Origin of the sequence: Tistlia consotensis USBA 355, from assembly GCF_900177295.1 — a bacterium.
In the GTDB taxonomy this organism is placed as follows: domain Bacteria; phylum Pseudomonadota; class Alphaproteobacteria; order Kiloniellales; family DSM-21159; genus Tistlia; species Tistlia consotensis.
Map to the genome: position 1 here is coordinate 1 of NZ_FWZX01000026.1, position 14,790 is coordinate 14,790.

At 71.3% G+C, this 14,790-nt stretch carries 18 protein-coding genes; 7 read left to right on the forward strand and 11 right to left on the reverse strand.

Annotation, left to right across the window (positions count from 1 at the left end; translation table 11 throughout):
• A partial coding sequence (locus B9O00_RS23920) for a transposase (RefSeq protein ID WP_200808646.1) occupies positions 1–238 on the forward strand: 238 nt, incomplete at its 5' end.
• An 83-nt stretch (positions 239–321) separates the two neighbouring features.
• Here the strand turns inward: B9O00_RS23920 and B9O00_RS23925 are convergent.
• From B9O00_RS23925 to B9O00_RS23950, 6 genes are all read right to left on the reverse strand, one after another.
• A complete protein-coding gene (locus B9O00_RS23925; protein WP_200808647.1) occupies positions 322–1,551 on the reverse strand; it encodes a serine hydrolase domain-containing protein in 1,230 nt (409 codons plus the stop codon).
• A 59-nt stretch (positions 1,552–1,610) separates the two neighbouring features.
• Positions 1,611–2,657, reverse strand: coding sequence for an ABC transporter substrate-binding protein (locus B9O00_RS23930; protein WP_085125267.1), 1,047 nt, complete (start codon positions 2,655–2,657; stop codon positions 1,611–1,613).
• Between the two features lie 113 nt (positions 2,658–2,770).
• Entirely contained in the window at positions 2,771–3,619 is an 849-nt protein-coding gene (locus tag B9O00_RS23935; RefSeq protein ID WP_085125268.1) for an ABC transporter permease, read from the reverse strand.
• A complete protein-coding gene (locus B9O00_RS23940; RefSeq protein ID WP_085125269.1) occupies positions 3,612–4,577 on the reverse strand; it encodes an ABC transporter permease in 966 nt (321 codons plus the stop codon). The genes B9O00_RS23935 and B9O00_RS23940 overlap by 8 nt, the downstream gene beginning before the upstream one ends.
• Entirely contained in the window at positions 4,577–5,743 is a 1,167-nt protein-coding gene (locus B9O00_RS23945) for an ABC transporter ATP-binding protein (protein WP_085125270.1), read from the reverse strand. Before B9O00_RS23945 ends, B9O00_RS23940 begins: the two co-directional genes overlap by 1 nt.
• A 125-nt stretch (positions 5,744–5,868) precedes the next feature.
• On the reverse strand, positions 5,869–6,720 hold the full coding sequence (locus B9O00_RS23950) for a helix-turn-helix transcriptional regulator (protein ID WP_143596335.1): 852 nt from the start codon (positions 6,718–6,720) through the stop codon (positions 5,869–5,871).
• 304 nt (positions 6,721–7,024) lie between these two features.
• Here B9O00_RS23950 and B9O00_RS23955 point away from each other — a divergent pair, with 304 nt between their 5' ends.
• The 4 genes from B9O00_RS23955 to B9O00_RS23970 all read left to right on the forward strand — a co-directional run bounded on the left by B9O00_RS23955 (position 7,025) and on the right by B9O00_RS23970 (position 9,059).
• Complete coding sequence (locus tag B9O00_RS23955) at positions 7,025–7,678, forward strand: flavin reductase family protein (protein ID WP_085125272.1); 654 nt, start codon at positions 7,025–7,027, stop codon at positions 7,676–7,678.
• Positions 7,679–7,693: 15 nt separating this feature from the next.
• Positions 7,694–8,341 carry a glutathione S-transferase family protein gene (locus B9O00_RS23960; RefSeq protein ID WP_085125273.1) on the forward strand — a complete coding sequence of 216 codons (648 nt, stop codon included), beginning with the start codon at positions 7,694–7,696 and terminating at the stop codon, positions 8,339–8,341.
• Between the two features lie 101 nt (positions 8,342–8,442).
• Complete coding sequence (locus B9O00_RS23965; RefSeq protein WP_085125274.1) at positions 8,443–8,721, forward strand: type II toxin-antitoxin system RelE/ParE family toxin; 279 nt, start codon at positions 8,443–8,445, stop codon at positions 8,719–8,721.
• A 59-nt stretch (positions 8,722–8,780) separates the two neighbouring features.
• Positions 8,781–9,059, forward strand: coding sequence for a HigA family addiction module antitoxin (locus B9O00_RS23970; RefSeq protein ID WP_200808648.1), 279 nt, complete (start codon positions 8,781–8,783; stop codon positions 9,057–9,059).
• Between the two features lie 20 nt (positions 9,060–9,079).
• Here B9O00_RS23970 and B9O00_RS23975 read toward each other — a convergent pair whose 3' ends face one another.
• Positions 9,080–10,210, reverse strand: a complete 1,131-nt coding sequence (locus B9O00_RS23975; protein WP_159460311.1) for an alpha-D-ribose 1-methylphosphonate 5-triphosphate diphosphatase — start codon at positions 10,208–10,210, stop codon at positions 9,080–9,082.
• 199 nt (positions 10,211–10,409) lie between these two features.
• Here B9O00_RS23975 and B9O00_RS23980 point away from each other — a divergent pair, with 199 nt between their 5' ends.
• Together B9O00_RS23980 and B9O00_RS23985 are read left to right on the forward strand one after the other, a co-directional pair.
• On the forward strand, positions 10,410–10,907 hold the full coding sequence (locus tag B9O00_RS23980) for a PRC-barrel domain-containing protein (protein WP_159460312.1): 498 nt from the start codon (positions 10,410–10,412) through the stop codon (positions 10,905–10,907).
• Between the two features lie 55 nt (positions 10,908–10,962).
• A complete protein-coding gene (locus B9O00_RS23985; protein ID WP_085125278.1) occupies positions 10,963–11,442 on the forward strand; it encodes a paraquat-inducible protein A in 480 nt (159 codons plus the stop codon).
• Here the strand turns inward: B9O00_RS23985 and B9O00_RS23990 are convergent.
• The 4 genes from B9O00_RS23990 to B9O00_RS24005 are packed head-to-tail and all read right to left on the reverse strand — an operon-like array spanning position 11,427 to position 14,783.
• Entirely contained in the window at positions 11,427–12,149 is a 723-nt protein-coding gene (locus B9O00_RS23990; RefSeq protein ID WP_322111220.1) for an ABC transporter ATP-binding protein, read from the reverse strand. The two genes, B9O00_RS23985 and B9O00_RS23990, sit on opposite strands and share 16 nt — an antisense overlap.
• A complete protein-coding gene (locus tag B9O00_RS23995; protein WP_085125279.1) occupies positions 12,146–12,895 on the reverse strand; it encodes an ABC transporter ATP-binding protein in 750 nt (249 codons plus the stop codon). The genes B9O00_RS23990 and B9O00_RS23995 overlap by 4 nt, the downstream gene beginning before the upstream one ends.
• Positions 12,892–13,923 (reverse strand): branched-chain amino acid ABC transporter permease, encoded by a 1,032-nt coding sequence (locus tag B9O00_RS24000; RefSeq protein WP_085125280.1) that lies wholly within the window; start codon positions 13,921–13,923, stop codon positions 12,892–12,894. Before B9O00_RS24000 ends, B9O00_RS23995 begins: the two co-directional genes overlap by 4 nt.
• Positions 13,920–14,783 (reverse strand): branched-chain amino acid ABC transporter permease, encoded by an 864-nt coding sequence (locus B9O00_RS24005; RefSeq protein ID WP_085125281.1) that lies wholly within the window; start codon positions 14,781–14,783, stop codon positions 13,920–13,922. Before B9O00_RS24005 ends, B9O00_RS24000 begins: the two co-directional genes overlap by 4 nt.
• Between the last annotated feature and the right edge of the window lie 7 nt (positions 14,784–14,790).

Here is a 14,790-nt window from a genome sequence, read left to right on the forward strand (position 1 = left end):
CAGACGCATCGCCCCGGGCAGCCGCATGGCCGCCATGGACGCCAAGCTCAGACGCGCCGGCCCGCGCAGCCGCTACCGCCTCAGGAAGCAGGTCGTCGAGCCGGTGTTCGGGCAGATCAAGGCGGCCAGGGGCTTCCGCCAGTTCCTGTTGCGCGGATACGCCAAGGTCCGTCACGAGTGGGCCCTCGTCTGCACCGTCCACAACCTCGCAAAGCTCCTCATCGCACGCACCGCCTGACCACCAGACATGCACCGCTCGACAAGCCACCACCCCCAGCCACCCAGCCGCCCAAACCGCCGCGCCTTTAGCCGGACAGGCTCCTAGCCGAGCGCCTGGCGGATCGCGGCCAGGGCGGCCAGGCTGTCGCGCGAGAAGGCCGGGATCAGGTAGTCCGGCCAGCTCGACAGCTTGACCGCCAGGAAGTCGCCCTCGGGGTCGACGTAGATCAGCTGGCCGAACACCCCCCGGGCCATGACGTCGCCGCGCGACCGGTCGTTGGTCCACCATTGCCGGCTGTAGGCGCCCCGCGGGCAGACCTCCGTGTAGGGCGCGCCGAACTTCGCCGGATCGCCGCCGCGCCGGATCTGCCCGATCCAGTCCGCCGGCACGAGCTGGCGGCCGTCGCGCCGGCCGCCCTCGAGCAGCAGCCGGCCGAGCCGGGCGAAGTCGCGCAGGCCGGCGTTGAAGCCGCCGTCGGCGAGCGCCGTGCCGGCGCCGTCGACCGTGAAGCAGGCCTCGCGCTCGGCGCCCATGGGCTGCCACAGCAGCTCGGAGACCAGGGCCGCCAGCGGCTTGCCCGTGGCGCGCTCCATGGCCCAGGCCAGGGCGTCGGTCTCGATCGAGCGGTAGTCGAAGACCAGGCCATGCTCGCGCTGCTTGGGCAGGCCGAGCAGCACGTCGCGGATCGTCGGGCGCGGCGCGCCGTCCGGCGCCGGCCGCCAGCCCGAGGCGACGTCGATCCGGGTCATGTCGGAATCGGGTGCGTTGTAGTCCTCGGTGAAGCGCACGCCGCTGGTCATGTCGAAGGCGTGGGTCAGGCGCGCGTCGCCGTAGCCCGAGGCCGCCATCTCCGGCACGTAGTCGACGAAGGGGGCGTCGGGATCGAGCAGCCCCTGGCCGACCAGGATGCCGGCGGTCGTGCCGACCACCGACTTGGAGACCGACTGCGCCAGATGCAGCGTCGCCGGCGTCATGTCGTTGAGGTAGAGCTCGGCGACGACCCGGCCGCGGTGCCAGGCCAGGAAGCCGTCGGTGTAGCTGTCGGCGAGCCAGCGGCCGATCGTCCGCTCCCGGCCCTGATCGTCCCGGAAGCGAATCGCCGAGAGGTCCTGGTGCGCCGCCGGCAGCTCCCAGGGCGCCGCCGCGGCCGGCACCTCGACCGTCGGGATCAGCCCGCGCACGTGCTGGAAGGCCCAGCGATTCATCGGCGCGAGGTCCCAGTCGGCGAGCGTCGGCCGCTTCTCCGGCGGCGGCGGGAAGCCCTGCATGATGCCCAGCTCGCGGGCCGTGCGGGGCCTGACCGACGGCGGCTCGATGGTCGGATTGGTCATGTCGGGAGCGCCGGCACCGCGGCGGGCGGACGGCCTGTCCGCCCGCCGCAGCCGCGCGGCTACTTCTTCAGGTTGGTCCAGATCCGGTTGTAGAGGTCGACCACCTTCTGGTCGCAGGGCGGCACGAACTCGGGATCCTGCGTGCCGGCCGGCGGGATGATCTCCGGCGCCGCGACCATGTCCTTGTCCATGAACTTCTCGCTGCCCTTGATGCCGTTGGCGTAGCGGGCGAAGTTCGAGATCAGGGCGGCGTTCTCCGGGTCCATCACGAAGTTCTGGAAGAGCTTGGCGTTCTCCAGGTTCGGCGCGCCCTTCAGGACGGCGACGTTGTCCATCCAGCCGGTGAAGCCCTCCTTGGGATAGGCGTACTTCAGCGTCGGCCGCTGGGCGCGGGCACGCATCGCGGCGCCGTTCCAGTTCTGCGACAGGTCGACGTCGCCCGAGGTCAGCTTCTCGATGGTCGCGTAGTCCATCGTCCGCCAGCTGGCCTTGGCCTTGATCAGGAGGTCGCTGAGCTCCTTGAGCTGCTCCTTGTTCGAGTTGCAGCGCGGGTAGCCGAGGTAGCGCAGGCCGGCGTTGATCACCTCGTTCATGTCGTTGAGCATGTTGATCCGGCCCTTGAGCTCGGGCGGCGGGTCCAGCTCCAGCTTGAGGGTGTTGACGTCGCCCTTGTAGACCGCGGTGTCGACCGTGAAGGCGGTCGTGCCCCACTGCCAGGGCACGGTGTAGTGGCGGCCCTTGTCCCAGTAGACCTCGATCCACTTCGGATTGATGTTCTTGAAGTTCGCCATCTGGTTCGGCTCGGTCTTCTCGAGCAGGCCCTCGCCGGCCATGACCGAGACCATGTAGTCGCTGGGCACGACGATGTCGTAGCCGGCGGCGCCGCCCTTGATCTTGGCGAGCATCATCTCGTTCGAGTCGTAGTCGTCGAGCGTGACCTTGACGTCGTACTTCTTCTCGAAGCTCTTGATCAGCTCGGGGTTGGTGTAGTTGCCCCAGTTGTAGATGTGCAGCTCGCCCGCGGCTCGGGCCTGCACGGCGCCGAGCCCCAGGGTGCCGGCCCCGAGGGCCAGGACCGCCGCTGCGGTCAGCAGGTGCTTCCTCATCGTTCGACCTCCTCTGTCGTCGACGGCATCGCGTCGACCTTTTTCGGCGGCGGCTCCCGTCCCCCGGGCACCGCCGCCCCTTCCGGCGCCCCGGGCCGGGGCGTCCGACTTCCTCAGCGCCGCCGCTTCCCGAAGAAGAACAGCAGCGCCACCAGCACGACCGAGAGCAGCACGATCAGCGTGGAGACCGCGTTCGTCTCCGGCGTGATGCCGCGCCGCATCTGGCCGAAGATGTAGATCGGCAGCGTCGTCTCGCCGGGGCCGGCGACCATCAGGGTGATGATCACGTCGTCGAAGGAGACGACGAAGGCGAGCATCGCGCCGGCGACGATGCCGGGCATCATCAGCGGCAGGGTGATCCGCCGGAACACCTGGAGGGGCGTGGCATAGAGGTCGGCCGCCGCCTGCTCCAGGGTCAGGTTCATGTCCTCCAGCCGCGCGCGGATCGGCATGTAGGCGAAGGGGATGCAGAAGACCGTGTGGGCCAGCATCAGGTAGCCGATGCCGCCGACCCCGGTCAGCTGCTTGATCAGGGCAAAGAGCGCCAGGGTCGCGACCGCCGTGACGATCTCCGGGATCATCAGCGGCTGGTTGATGACCGCGTAGACCAGGCCCTCGCCGCGGAAGCGCTCGTTGCGCGTCGTCGCCAGGGCCGCCAGGGTCGCGAAGAAGGTCGAGACCAGGGTCGCGACGGCGCCGACCTGCAGCGAGATCATCGCGGCGTTCTGGATGCCCTGGTTGTTCAGGGCGCTGCGGTACCAGCGCAAGGAAAACTCGGTCCAGAGCGTGACCGAGCGGTTGTCGTTGAACGAGAAGACGATCAGCACGGCGATCGGCGCGTAGAGCACGAAGAGGCAGAACCAGGCGATCTCGCTGAAGCCGGTCTGGCGCTTCAGGTCGAAGGGCCGGCGCCCCGCCGGCTTGCCGCCCGGCGCGGTGGTCTGGAGCGTCCGGTCAGCCATGGCCGCGCCTCCTGCCGGCGTAGCGCACGTAGACCAGCAGGGCGACCAGCACGATCGCCATCAGGATCAGCGAGGCCGCCGAGCCGAAGGGCCAGTTGCGCGAGTTGCCGAACTGGATGGCGATCATGTTGCCGATCATCAGCGACTTGCCGCCGCCCAGCAGCTCCGGCGTGATGTAGGCGCCGAGGCCGGGAACGAAGACCAGGATGCAGCCGGCGACGAGGCCGGGCTTGGCGACCGGCAGGATGACGTGGCGCAGCACCTTGCCGCGCGTCGCGTAGAGGTCGTAGGCGGCCTCGACGAGGCGGAAGTCCAGCTTCTCCAGCGCCGCGTAGATCGGCAGCACCATGAAGGGCAGGTAGCTGTAGACCAGGCCCAGGAAGACCGCGCCGTCGGTGTAGATCAGCACCAGCGGCTGGTCGATCAGGCCGAGCTTCATCAGGATGATGTTGATCACGCCCTCGTCGCGCAGGATCAGCATCATCGCGAAGGTGCGGATCAGCAGGTTGGTCCAGAACGGCAGGGTGATCAGGAACAGCCAGAGATTGCGCCGGCTCGGCGGCCGCGTCGCGATGAAGTAGGCGGTCGGGAAGCCGATCAGCAGCGAGCCGACGGTCGAGAGCAGGGCCAGCTCGACCGAGCGCCAGAAGATCTCCAGGTAGGCCGGGTTGAAGGTCAGCGTGTCCTCGAAGAGGTCGCGCTCGAAGAGGAACTGGACGTAGGCGTCGGTCGAGAAGACCCAGCGCACGCCGCCGTAGGTGCCGGGCTCCAGGAAGGAGTAGACCAGGATGATCGAGAGCGGCAGCAGGCCGACCAGCACGATGGTCAGCAGCGCCGGCGACAGCAGCAGCCAGCGCGTGCGCAGCTTGCCGCGCCGGATCGCCGCCTTGGCCAGGCGCAGCCGCTCGGTCTCGGCTGGCGCCGACGTCGCGGGGACGCTGGCGGTTTCCGCCGCCATCAGTCGCAGAGCACCTGGAGGGAGCCGTCGGTCAGCAGGATGCCGAGCCGGGCTCCGATGGCATGGTCGGCGCCGGCGCCGAGCCGGTTCTGCAGCTCGACGACGAAGCGGCCGCCCTCCCCCCCCGGGCCGTCGAGCTCCAGGTGGTAGTGCGTCCCGGTACCGAAGTAGACGACGTTGCTGAGCGTGCCGGTCAGGGCGGCGCCCTCGCCGGCCGGCTGCAGGCCGGCATGCTCCGGCCGCACCGCCACGTTGACCCGGCCGGCCGCGACCGGCCCGTCGGGCAGGCGGGCGAGGCGGACCTGACCCGACGACAGGCGCACGCGCGCGGACGCTCCCCCGCTCGCCTCCCGGGTCTCCAGCAGCTCGGCCGGCAGGATGTTGATCTCGCCGATGAAGTCGGCGACGAAGCGGCGCGCCGGATGGTCGTAGATCTCGCGCGGCGTGCCGACCTGCAGGATCGCGCCGTCGCTCATCACGGCGATGCGGTCCGACATGGTCAGCGCCTCCTCCTGGTCGTGGGTCACGAAGATGAAGGTGATGCCGGTCTCGTGCTGCAGGCGCTTCAGCTCGATCTGCATCTCCTTGCGCAGCTTCAGGTCGAGCGCCGAGAGCGGCTCGTCGAGCAGCAGCACCTTGGGATGCGGCGCCAGCGCCCGGGCCAGGGCGACACGCTGCTGCTGGCCGCCCGACAGCTGGTCGGTGCGCCGGCCGGCCAAGTCGTCCATGCGCACCAGCGCCAGCATGCGCCTGACCGTCTCGTCGATCTCGCGCTTCGGCCGGCCCTGCATCATGAGGCCGAAGCCGATGTTCTCGGCGACCGTCATGTGCGGGAACAGGGCGTACTGCTGAAACACCGTGTTGACCGGCCGGCGGTGCGGCGGCAGATGCTCGAGGTGGCTGCCGAACAGCAGGATCTCGCCGGCCGTCGGCTGCTCGAAGCCGGCGATCAGGCGCAGCAGGGTGGTCTTGCCGCAGCCCGAGGGCCCGAGCAGCGTGAAGAACTCGTTGTCGCGAATGGTCAGCGAGACGTCGTCGAGCGCGACCACCGCGCGCTCCTGGCCGCTGCCGAAGACCTTGCGCACGCGGCGGATCTCGATCGCCGCCGCCCCCGCCCTGTCGCTGCGTCCCGCGGTCCTGTCGGCCGCGGCGCCGTCCCCCGTCATTCCGAGTCGCTGCCCCCTTGTTGTCAGGGCTCGTTCAGCCTCGGGAGGAAAGTCTAGAGAGGCCGCGACGCGGCTGTACATACCTCCCGGGGGATAGGCCCGGCGATTTCCGCCGCGTCACCGACTCACTCGAGCCCCTGCAGGAAGCGCGCGAAGAGCTCGCTCTGGGAGGAGATGCGGAGCTTCCGGTAGAGGTTCTTGCGGTGGATCTTGACCGTGCCGCGGCTGATGCCGATCAGGCGGGCGATCGAATCGCTGGAGTGGCCCTTGAGGATCAGGCCGGCGACCTCCTGCTCCCGGTTGCTCAGGGCCTCCGTGCCGAAGGCGGCCAGCGCCGCGCTGACCGATCGGTCCTCGCGGAGCAGACGCGAGCGCTCGCCCGGGGTGGATTCGCCGATCGGGGCGGCCTCGCGCGGCCCCTGGGTCTGCGGCACGCCCTGGCCGCGCAGATGGGCGAGGCCAAAGTGCCGCTGGTTGAGCGCCGCGAAGACCGGCAGGACACGGCGCAGCGCGTCGAGCTCGCGGCTCCCGAAGCGCCGCTCGCCGAAGCGCCGGCCGACCGAGTAGAAGAGGTAGCGGCTCGGCGTCAGCTCGACGAGGAGCGCCACCTCGTCGACCAGGTTGGTCAGGCTGTAGTAGCGCCGGAAGTATTCCGAGTGCGGGAAGCGGTCGGGCATGACGTCGCGCAGGCGCATCAGCGCGTTGCCCGGCCGCTCCAGGCAGAGCGCGTAGAAGGGATCGAGCAGGTAGGCGCCGTCGAGGTAGCGGTCGACGACCTCGGCACGCTTCTCGGCGCGCACGTTGTCGTAGACGTGCAGCGGCGGGCGCCGGCCGTCGACGATCACCAGGAAGGCGCCGAAGAAGGGCGCCACGCTGCGCAGGTAGTCGAGCGCCGCCGTGACGAACTCGCTGCTGCCGATCGCCAGCACGGCCCGGGCCAGGGCCCGTTCCTCCGCGCCGTCCTGTCGTTCCGTCACCAAGCCGACCTTCCCGTCGTTTGGCCGCGAACTATACACGATGGGCCGGCGCCCGCCCCGCTTCGCCCCCTTCGCCGTCATCCTCGCGAAAGCGAGGATCCAGAGGAAGTAGCCGTCGGCACAGACCCCCGAAGGGAAAGCGCTGGCAGCATTGTTCTCTGGATCCTCGCTTTCGCGAGGATGACGGGGCAGGAAGCGGGGCAGGAAAGAGCCCCGGGCGCACCCTGCTCGCGGCGCCCGGCGTGACAAGGCGCCGCGGAGCGGGAAGACTGCCAGGCCATCCCAAGCGACGGAGTCACCCGCCTTGCACTTCAGTCCGCAGACCGACGCCTGCCCCCTGCCCTTCTCCCCCTTCAAGTCCTGCACCGTGCCGCGGCCGATCGGCTGGCTGTCGACGGTCTCGGCGGCCGGGGTCGCGAACCTCGCCCCCTACAGCCAGTGGCAGAACCTGACCTTCGACCCGCCGATGGTCCTGTTCGCGGCCAACCAGTATCCGGACGGACGGCGCAAGGACACGGTGGTCAATGCCGAGGAGACCGGCTGGTTCGTCTGGAACATGGCGACCTGGGACCTGCGCGAGGCGGTCAACGTCACGGCCATGGCCCTGCCGCCGGAGGTCGACGAGTTCGAGCGCGCCGGCGTCACCAAGGCGGCCTGCGTCGACGCGCCGGGCCCGAGGGTCGCCGAGAGCCCCTGCCACTTCGAGTGCCGCTATCTCTCGACCCACCGCCTCAAGGGCAGCTCGCCGGTCGGCTCGGTCGACGTGGTCTACGGCGAGGTCGTGCGCATCCACGTCAAGGACGCGGTGATCCGGCCCGACGGCAAGCTGGACATCGCGCGGATCCAGCCGATCGCCCGGATGGGCTACTACGACTACGCGGTGGTGCGAGAGACCTTCGAGATGCGCATCCCCGGGGCCGGCGGCGAGGCGCTGGCCGGACTGGAAGGGCGGGCCTGAGGAGGGGAGGAACCGGTGCTCAAGGTCTGGGGCCGCCGCAGCTCCTTCAACCTGCAGAAGGTGCTCTGGCTGGTCGGCGAGCTGGAACTGGCGCACGAGCACATCCCGGCGGGTGGCAGCTTCGGGCGGCTCGACGAGCCGGACTTCCGCGCCCTCAACCCGCACGGCCGCGTGCCGGTGATCGACGACGGCGGCCTCGCGGTCTGGGAGTCCCACGCGATCCTGCGCTACCTCGCGGCGCGCTACGGCCGCGGCCGCTTCTGGTCCGACGATCCCGCCGAGCGGGCGCCGGTCGACGGCTGGATGGACTGGTCGCAGACCGCCCTGCAGCCGGCCTTCCTGACCGGCGTCTTCTGGGGCTGGTACCGCACGCCCGAGCCCCAGCGCGACAGGGCGGCGGTCTCCCGCAGCCTGGCGCGCTGCGCCGAGCTGTTCGACCGGCTCGACCGGCAGCTCGCCGGCCGCCCTTTCCTGCTCGGCGGTGCCCTGTCGCTCGCAGACGTCACGGCCGGCACCCACCTCTACCGCTACTTCGAGCTGGAGATCGAGCGGCCGAGCCTGCCGAACGTCGAGGCCTGGTACCGGCGCCTGCAGGAGCGACCGGCCTACCGAGAGCACGTGATGCTGCCCTTCGGAGAGCTGCGCGGCCAGCTGGCCTACTAGCAGGGGGCCAAGGGAGGCGCAGGAGGGGCAAGAAGAATCTGTAAGGCAATGCTTTACAGATTCTTCTTGCCGGACGCACTGTAAAGCATCAGCTTACAGGCATGATCGGGAGCTTCCGGCACAAGGGCCTCGGCGCCTTCTTCGCCACCGGCAAGGCCGGCAGGCTCTCGGTCCAGAACGTCGGCCGGGTATCGCGCATCCTGCGCGCCCTGGACGCGGCGGAGAGCCCGGCCGATCTCGACCTGCCGGGCTTCCGGTTCCACGCGCTCAAGGGCGAGCTGTCCGGCCGCTACGCCGTCTCGGTGTCGGGGAACTGGAGGATCACCTTCGCGTGGTCCGGCCAGAAGGCCGTCGAGGTCGACCTGGAGGACTATCACTGATGCCCACCGTCTCCGCCGCTGCCCCTCCCTCCCCCCCTCCCTCCCGGGGGCTCCCGGCCATGCATCCGGGCGAGCTGCTGCGCGAGGACGTCCTGCCGGCGCTCGGCAGGAGCGTTTCGGAAATCGCGCGGCTGCTGCGGATCAGCCGGCAGACGCTGCATGCGATCCTGCGCGAGGAGGCGCCGGTGACGCCGGCCATGGCGCTCAAGCTCGGCAAGCTCTGCGGCAACGGCCCGAGGCTCTGGATCAATCTGCAGACGGCCTACGACCTGGAGCGCCAGGCCCGCATCCTGGCCAGCGAGCTCGAGCAGATCCCGACGCTCGACAGCGCCGCGTAACGTCTCGCGGCCTGCGTCGCTCAGCCCCCGGTCGAGACGAAGGCCCGGCGGCCCTCGACCAGCGTCGCGACGACGTCGGGCCGCGGCTCCGGACGGACCAGCAGCAGGTCGGCGCGGCGGCCGGGCTCGATGCGGCCGCGGTCGGCGAGGCCGAGGGCCTCGGCCGGATTGGCCGAGACCAGGTCCCAGGACTGGCCGAAGGGCAGCACGCCCTCCTGCGCCAGCTTGAAGGCGGCGTGCAGCGGCGCCGGATAGTAGTAGTCCGAGGTCAGCACGCTGCAGAGGCCGCTGGCCGCCAGCTCGGCGGCCGAGGGATTGCCGGCCTTGTGGCTGCCGCCGCGCAGCACGTTGGGCCCGCCCATGACGACGTGCTCGCCCTCGGCCCGCGCGTCGGCGGCGACCGCCTCGGCGAGCGGGAACTCGGCGAGGCGGGCGCCGAGGGCGCGGTAGCGGGCGCGCGTCGCGAGGTCGGCGTCGTCGTGGCTGAGCAGCGGCACGCCGGCCGCCGCCGCCATCCCGGCCAGCGCGGTCACCGTCGCCGCGATCTCGTCGCCGCGCGCGCCGACCCGGCGCATCAGGGCTCGGAAGTCCTCGAGCGGCAGGCCGGTGCGCGCCGGGTAGCGCGCGGCCTTCTCGGGCACGGCGAGGTCGCCCTCGATGTCCTCCAGGTGGTCGTTGAAGGCGACGACGCCGACCGTGCCGTCGGCGATCAGCGGCGCGACGTCGGCCAGGCCCTCGTGGTTCTGCACCTCGAAGCGCAGGTGCAGGTGGGTGTCGCAGCGCAGGGAGCCGCGCAGCCGGCGGAAGGCCGGCGCCAGAGCCAGGAAGGTCTCGCGGCCGCGCAGCCCCGGCTCCCAGGAATAGGTGACGCCGTGCAGCGCCGTGGTGATGCCGAAGCCGGCCATGATCCGGTCGGCCTCGTCGAAGGCGATCTCCGGCGGGAAGTGCACGCCGGGCCGCGGCATCAGCGAGCGCTCGAAGGCGTCGCCGTGCAGGTCGACGATGCCCGGCAGCAGCAGGCAGCCGCGGCCGTCGAGCCGCGCCCCCGAGGCGGCCCCCTCGGAGCCCTCGATGGCGGCGATGCGGCCGTCCTCGATCCGCAGCACCGCCTCCTCGAGCCGGCCGCCGAGCAGCAGCCGGGCACCGGTCACGGTCAGGGGGGGGCAAAGGCCCTGTCGGTCGCGGGCCGGTCGTCGGGATGGGCGGGCAGGTCCATGGCCTCTCTCTTAGCGCGTCTTCATGGCAGGCGTCTTACAGGGCGGCGGCGCGCGGTCGTGGGAACCGCCTCACTGCTGCCCAGTTCTCCCTGCTATAAGCCTTCGAAACTGCCTGCGGACCAGCGGAAGACACATGCCCCACCCCGGAAGAGTCGTTGCCTGCCTGTCGGCCGTCGCGCTGGCCATTCCCCTGGCCCTCGGCAGTGCCCATGCCGAGACCGGCGACGGCGCGAGCGCGCCGCAGCAGGCGGCCGCGCCGGCGACGCTCGTCAGCCGCATCACCAGCCGCCTGGAGGCGTCGCTGCGCGCCAGCCCGCTGTTCGACCGGCCGGTCGGTTCGATCGTCGGCAGCGCGGTCTACGATGCCGAAGGCGCCCAGGTCGGCGAGGCCGCGGAGGTCGCGCGGGTCGGCGACAACCTGGTGGTGCTGGTCCGGGTCGGCGGCGGCCTCTTCGGCATCGGCTCGCACCAGGTCGCGGTGCCGCTGGTCCGCTTCCACCTCGACGGCGACCGCCTGGTGCTCGACCGCCTGACCGGGAAGAAGCTGAAGAGCCTGCCGGCGGTCGAGGCCGACAACTACGAGCCGCTGGAGCGCGGCGGCACGGTCGCCGAGGCCTACCGGAACGGCTGACCCGCCGCGGCCTGGCCGCTTGCCCGCCGGGCGCGGCGGGCGTAGGACGCGGGGCATGGTCCTGCCCCTGCTCCTGCTGGCGGCGCTCGGCCTGCTGGCGGCCGGCGTCACCGAGCCGATCGTCACGGTCGACACGCTGCTGCTGCTCAGCCGGCCCTACTCGATCCTCGACGTGACGCTCAGGCTGTTCGAGGCCGGCGAGTGGCCGATCGCGAGCATCGTCGGCGCCTTCTCGCTGGTCCTGCCGACCGCCAAGCTGCTGCTGATGCTCGGGCTCTGGGCGCGGCTCCGGCTCGGCCGCGGCGTGCCGGCGCGACTGCTCGACGTCCTGGAGACGGTGGCACGCTGGTCGATGCTCGACGTCCTGGCCGCGGCGCTGATCGTCTTCACGCTGAAGAGCGGCGCCCTGACCGACGCGCACTTCGAGCCCGGCATCTACTTCTTCCTCGCCTCGATCGCCCTGACCTCGCTCTGCTCGCTGCTGCTCAAGCGCCGCGCACGGGACGCCGGGGCGGCGGCTCAGATGCCGAGGTAGGCCTCGCGCACCCGGTCGTCGCGCAGCAGCTCGCCGGCCGGCCCCTCGAGCACGATCGAGCCGGACTGCAGGACGTAGCCGCGGCTGGCGACCGAGAGGGCCAGCGAGACGTTCTGCTCGACCAGCAGGATCGCGACGCCCCGGCGGTGGATCTCGACCAGGCGGTCGTGCAGCTCCTCGACGATCATCGGCGCGAGGCCGAGCGAGGGCTCGTCGAGGATCAGCAGGCGCGGCTCCAGCATCAGGCCGCGGCCGATCGCCAGCATCTGCTGCTCGCCGCCGGACAGGGTGCCGCCGAACTGGCGGCGCCGCTCCCTGAGCCGCGGGAAGAGCTCGAAGATCGCCTCCAGCCGCGCCGCCGCCCCGCCTCCGGGGGCGCCGCCGCGGGCATGGGCGCCGATCGCCAGGTTCTCCTCGACCGACATCTCCGGAAAGACGTGACGGCCTTCCGGCACGTGGGCGATGCCGAGCTTCGGGCGGGCGTGCGGCGCCACCGCGGTCAGCTCGCGGCCGTCGAAGCGGATGCTGCCCTCGACCGCGGGCCCGACTCCGGAGATGGCGCGCAGCAGGGTGCTCTTGCCGGCGGTGTTGGCGCCGATCACGGTGACGAACTCGCCCTGGCCCAGCTCGAGCGCGACCTCGTGCAGCACCGGCGCGCCGCGGCCGTAGCGGGCCGAGAGGCGGGCGACCTCCAGCAGGGCGGTCACGGCCTGGCCTGCCCGGGCCCCGCCCCTTCCGCCGCCCACTCGCGGCCCAGGTAGGCCTCGATCACCTTGGGGTCGCGCGCGACCTCCTCCGGCCGGCCCTCGGCGATCTTGCGGCCGAAGCTCAGCACCAGGATGCGGTCCGACAGGGTCATCACGGCCCTCATGTGATGCTCGATCAGGACGAAGGTGATGCCCTCGTCGCGCAGCTGGCGGACCAGGGCGACGATGCCCTCCATCTCGGCCGGGGTCAGGGCCGCCATGACCTCGTCGAGCAGCAGGATCTTCGGCCGGGTCGCGAGGCCGCGGGCGATCTCGACACGGGCGCGCTCGGGAAAGGAGAGATCCGCGGCCGGCCGCTCGGCGACCCCGGCGAGACCGACCCGCTCCAGCACGCGGCGCGCCGAGGCCTTCGCCTCGGCCAGGGGCTCGCGCAGCAGGGCGCCGGTGACGACGTTGTCGAGCACCGAGCTCTCCATGAACAGCGAGACGTTCTGGAAGGTCTTGGTCATGCCGAGCGCGGCGATGCTGTGCGGCCGCAGGCCGGCGAGCGGGCGGCCGTCGAGGCGGATCGTGCCCTCGGCGGCGCGGGCCAGGCCGACCAGCATGTTGAAGGTCGTGGTCTTGCCGGCGCCGTTCGGGCCGATCAGGCCGACGATCTCGCCGGCCTCGACCGAGAAGCCGAGGCCGTCGACGGCGGTCAGGCCGCCGAAGCGCACGCTGGCGTCCGTCACCTCCAGCAGGCTCATCGCCCGGCCTCCCCGGCGCCGCCCGGGCGCCGGCCCAGGCCCCTGCGCAGCCGGCCGAAGAGCGCTACAAGGCCGCGCGGCTCGACCAGGATGACGGCGATCAGGATGGCGCCGTAGACGAAGGCCGAGAGGCCGGCGACCTGGCCCTGCAGCGCGGCGTTGACCAGCTCCTCCAGCGGCACGACGACCAGGGCGCCGACCACCGGGCCGATGACGGTGCCGATGCCGCCGACGATCGCGACCAGGGCCAGGCGCACCGAGACGGTGGCGACGCCGAAGACCGCGTCGGGATCGAAGAAGTAGGTGAACTGCACGTAGACCACGCCGATCGCCGCCGTCGCGGCGGCCGAGACCAGGCTGGCCCAGAGCTTGGCGCGGAAGGTGTTGACGCCGACCACCTCGGCGGCCTGCTCGTTCTCCTTGACCGCGCGCAGGCGGTAGCCGAGCGCGCTCGACTTGATCCACCAGAAGACCAGGGTGACCAGCACCAGCGCGGCCAGGGCGATCCAGTAGAAGGGCCGCGGCGCGCCGTAGGACATCATCCAGAAGCTGTCCGGCATGAAGGGCACCGACAGGCCGACCGGGCCGCCGGTGACGCCCTGCCAGCTGTTGGCGATGACCCGCAGCGCCTCGCCGGCGGCCAGGGTCGCCAGCGCGAAGTAGTGGCCCTTGAGACGGAAGGTCGGGACGCTGAGCACCAGGGCGACGACCACGGCCAGGGCCATGCCGACGAAGAGGCCGATCCAGGGCGAGAGGCCGAAGTTGATCAGCAGGATCGTCGAGGCGTAGGCGCCGACCCCGAAGTAGGCGGCATGGCCCAGCGAGATCTGGTTGGCCAGGCCGCCGACGATGTTCCAGGCCTGTCCGAGCGCCGCGAAGATGAGGGTGAGCGTCAGCACCCGCACCCAGTAGCCCTGGGGATCGAGGAACAGCGGCACGATCGCCGCGGCGGCGGCGAGGGCGGCCAGCAGCAGCGCGCGCGGCCTGGCCAGGGCGGAGCACCGCTTCGGCAGGGACAGCGCGCTCATGCGCCGCGCCGCCGCACGATGCCGTCGGGCCTGAGCGCGAGCACCAGGATGAAGACGACGAAGAGCACGAGGTTCTGCAGCTGGATCGGGAAGACCAGGGCCGAGACCGACTGGATGACGCCGACGGCGATGCCGCCGACCACGGCGCCGGCGACGCTGCCCAGGCCGCCCAGCACGACCGCGGTGAACATCAGCACGACGTAGTGGCTGCCGACCGTCGGGCTGACCGTCAGGTAGGGCAGGATGACGGCGCCGCCGAAGGCGGTCAGGCCGACGCCGACGCCGAAGGCCAGGCGGTGCATGCGCTGGGTATCGATGCCCATCAGGGTCGCCGCCATCGGGTCCTGGGCGGTCGCCCGCATCGCCCGGCCGACCGCCGTGCGCTCCAGGAAGGCCCAGACGGCGGCGCCCGAGAGCAGCGCCATGGCGAAGGCGTAGAGGTAGGGCTTGCTGACGATGATCCCGCCGAGGCGGAAGGCCGAGGTCTGGTAGGGCGTCTGCACCGAGCGGAAGTCGGCGCCGAAGGCCATCAGGGCGGCGTTCTCCAGCACGATCAGCAGGCCGACGGTCAGGAAGATCTGGGCGACCTGCGGGGCCGCCAGGATCGGCCTGACCAGGACCTGCTGGACCGCGCAGCCGAAGGCGAAGACCAGGACGAAGGACAGGAACGCGCCGAGCAGCGGATCGAGGCCCAGGAAGGCCCAGGCGAACCAGGCCACGAACATCCCGAGCATCAGGAAGGCCGCGTGGGCGAAGTTGACGATGTTCATCACCCCGAAGACCAGGCTGAGGCCGATCGAGACGACGCCGTAGACGCCGCCGATCAGCAGCCCGTCGACCAGGGCCTGCAGAAGCTGCATGGCGCGT

Excerpts from the sequence above, each read along its gene's own strand:
- B9O00_RS23925 (WP_200808647.1), bottom strand. The coding sequence starts at position 1,551 with ATGACCAATCCGACCATCGAGCCGCCGTCGGTCAGGCCCCGCACGGCC.
- B9O00_RS23930 (WP_085125267.1), bottom strand. The coding sequence starts at position 2,657 with ATGAGGAAGCACCTGCTGACCGCAGCGGCGGTCCTGGCCCTCGGGGCC.
- B9O00_RS23935 (WP_085125268.1), bottom strand. The coding sequence starts at position 3,619 with ATGGCTGACCGGACGCTCCAGACCACCGCGCCGGGCGGCAAGCCGGCG.
- B9O00_RS23940 (WP_085125269.1), bottom strand. The coding sequence starts at position 4,577 with ATGGCGGCGGAAACCGCCAGCGTCCCCGCGACGTCGGCGCCAGCCGAG.
- B9O00_RS23945 (WP_085125270.1), bottom strand. The coding sequence starts at position 5,743 with ATGACGGGGGACGGCGCCGCGGCCGACAGGACCGCGGGACGCAGCGAC.
- B9O00_RS23965 (WP_085125274.1), top strand. The coding sequence starts at position 8,443 with ATGATCGGGAGCTTCCGGCACAAGGGCCTCGGCGCCTTCTTCGCCACC.
- B9O00_RS23970 (WP_200808648.1), top strand. The coding sequence starts at position 8,781 with ATGCATCCGGGCGAGCTGCTGCGCGAGGACGTCCTGCCGGCGCTCGGC.
- B9O00_RS23980 (WP_159460312.1), top strand. The coding sequence starts at position 10,410 with ATGCCCCACCCCGGAAGAGTCGTTGCCTGCCTGTCGGCCGTCGCGCTG.
- B9O00_RS23985 (WP_085125278.1), top strand. The coding sequence starts at position 10,963 with ATGGTCCTGCCCCTGCTCCTGCTGGCGGCGCTCGGCCTGCTGGCGGCC.
- B9O00_RS23995 (WP_085125279.1), bottom strand. The coding sequence starts at position 12,895 with ATGAGCCTGCTGGAGGTGACGGACGCCAGCGTGCGCTTCGGCGGCCTG.
- B9O00_RS24000 (WP_085125280.1), bottom strand. The coding sequence starts at position 13,923 with ATGAGCGCGCTGTCCCTGCCGAAGCGGTGCTCCGCCCTGGCCAGGCCG.
- B9O00_RS24005 (WP_085125281.1), bottom strand. The coding sequence starts at position 14,783 with ATGCAGCTTCTGCAGGCCCTGGTCGACGGGCTGCTGATCGGCGGCGTC.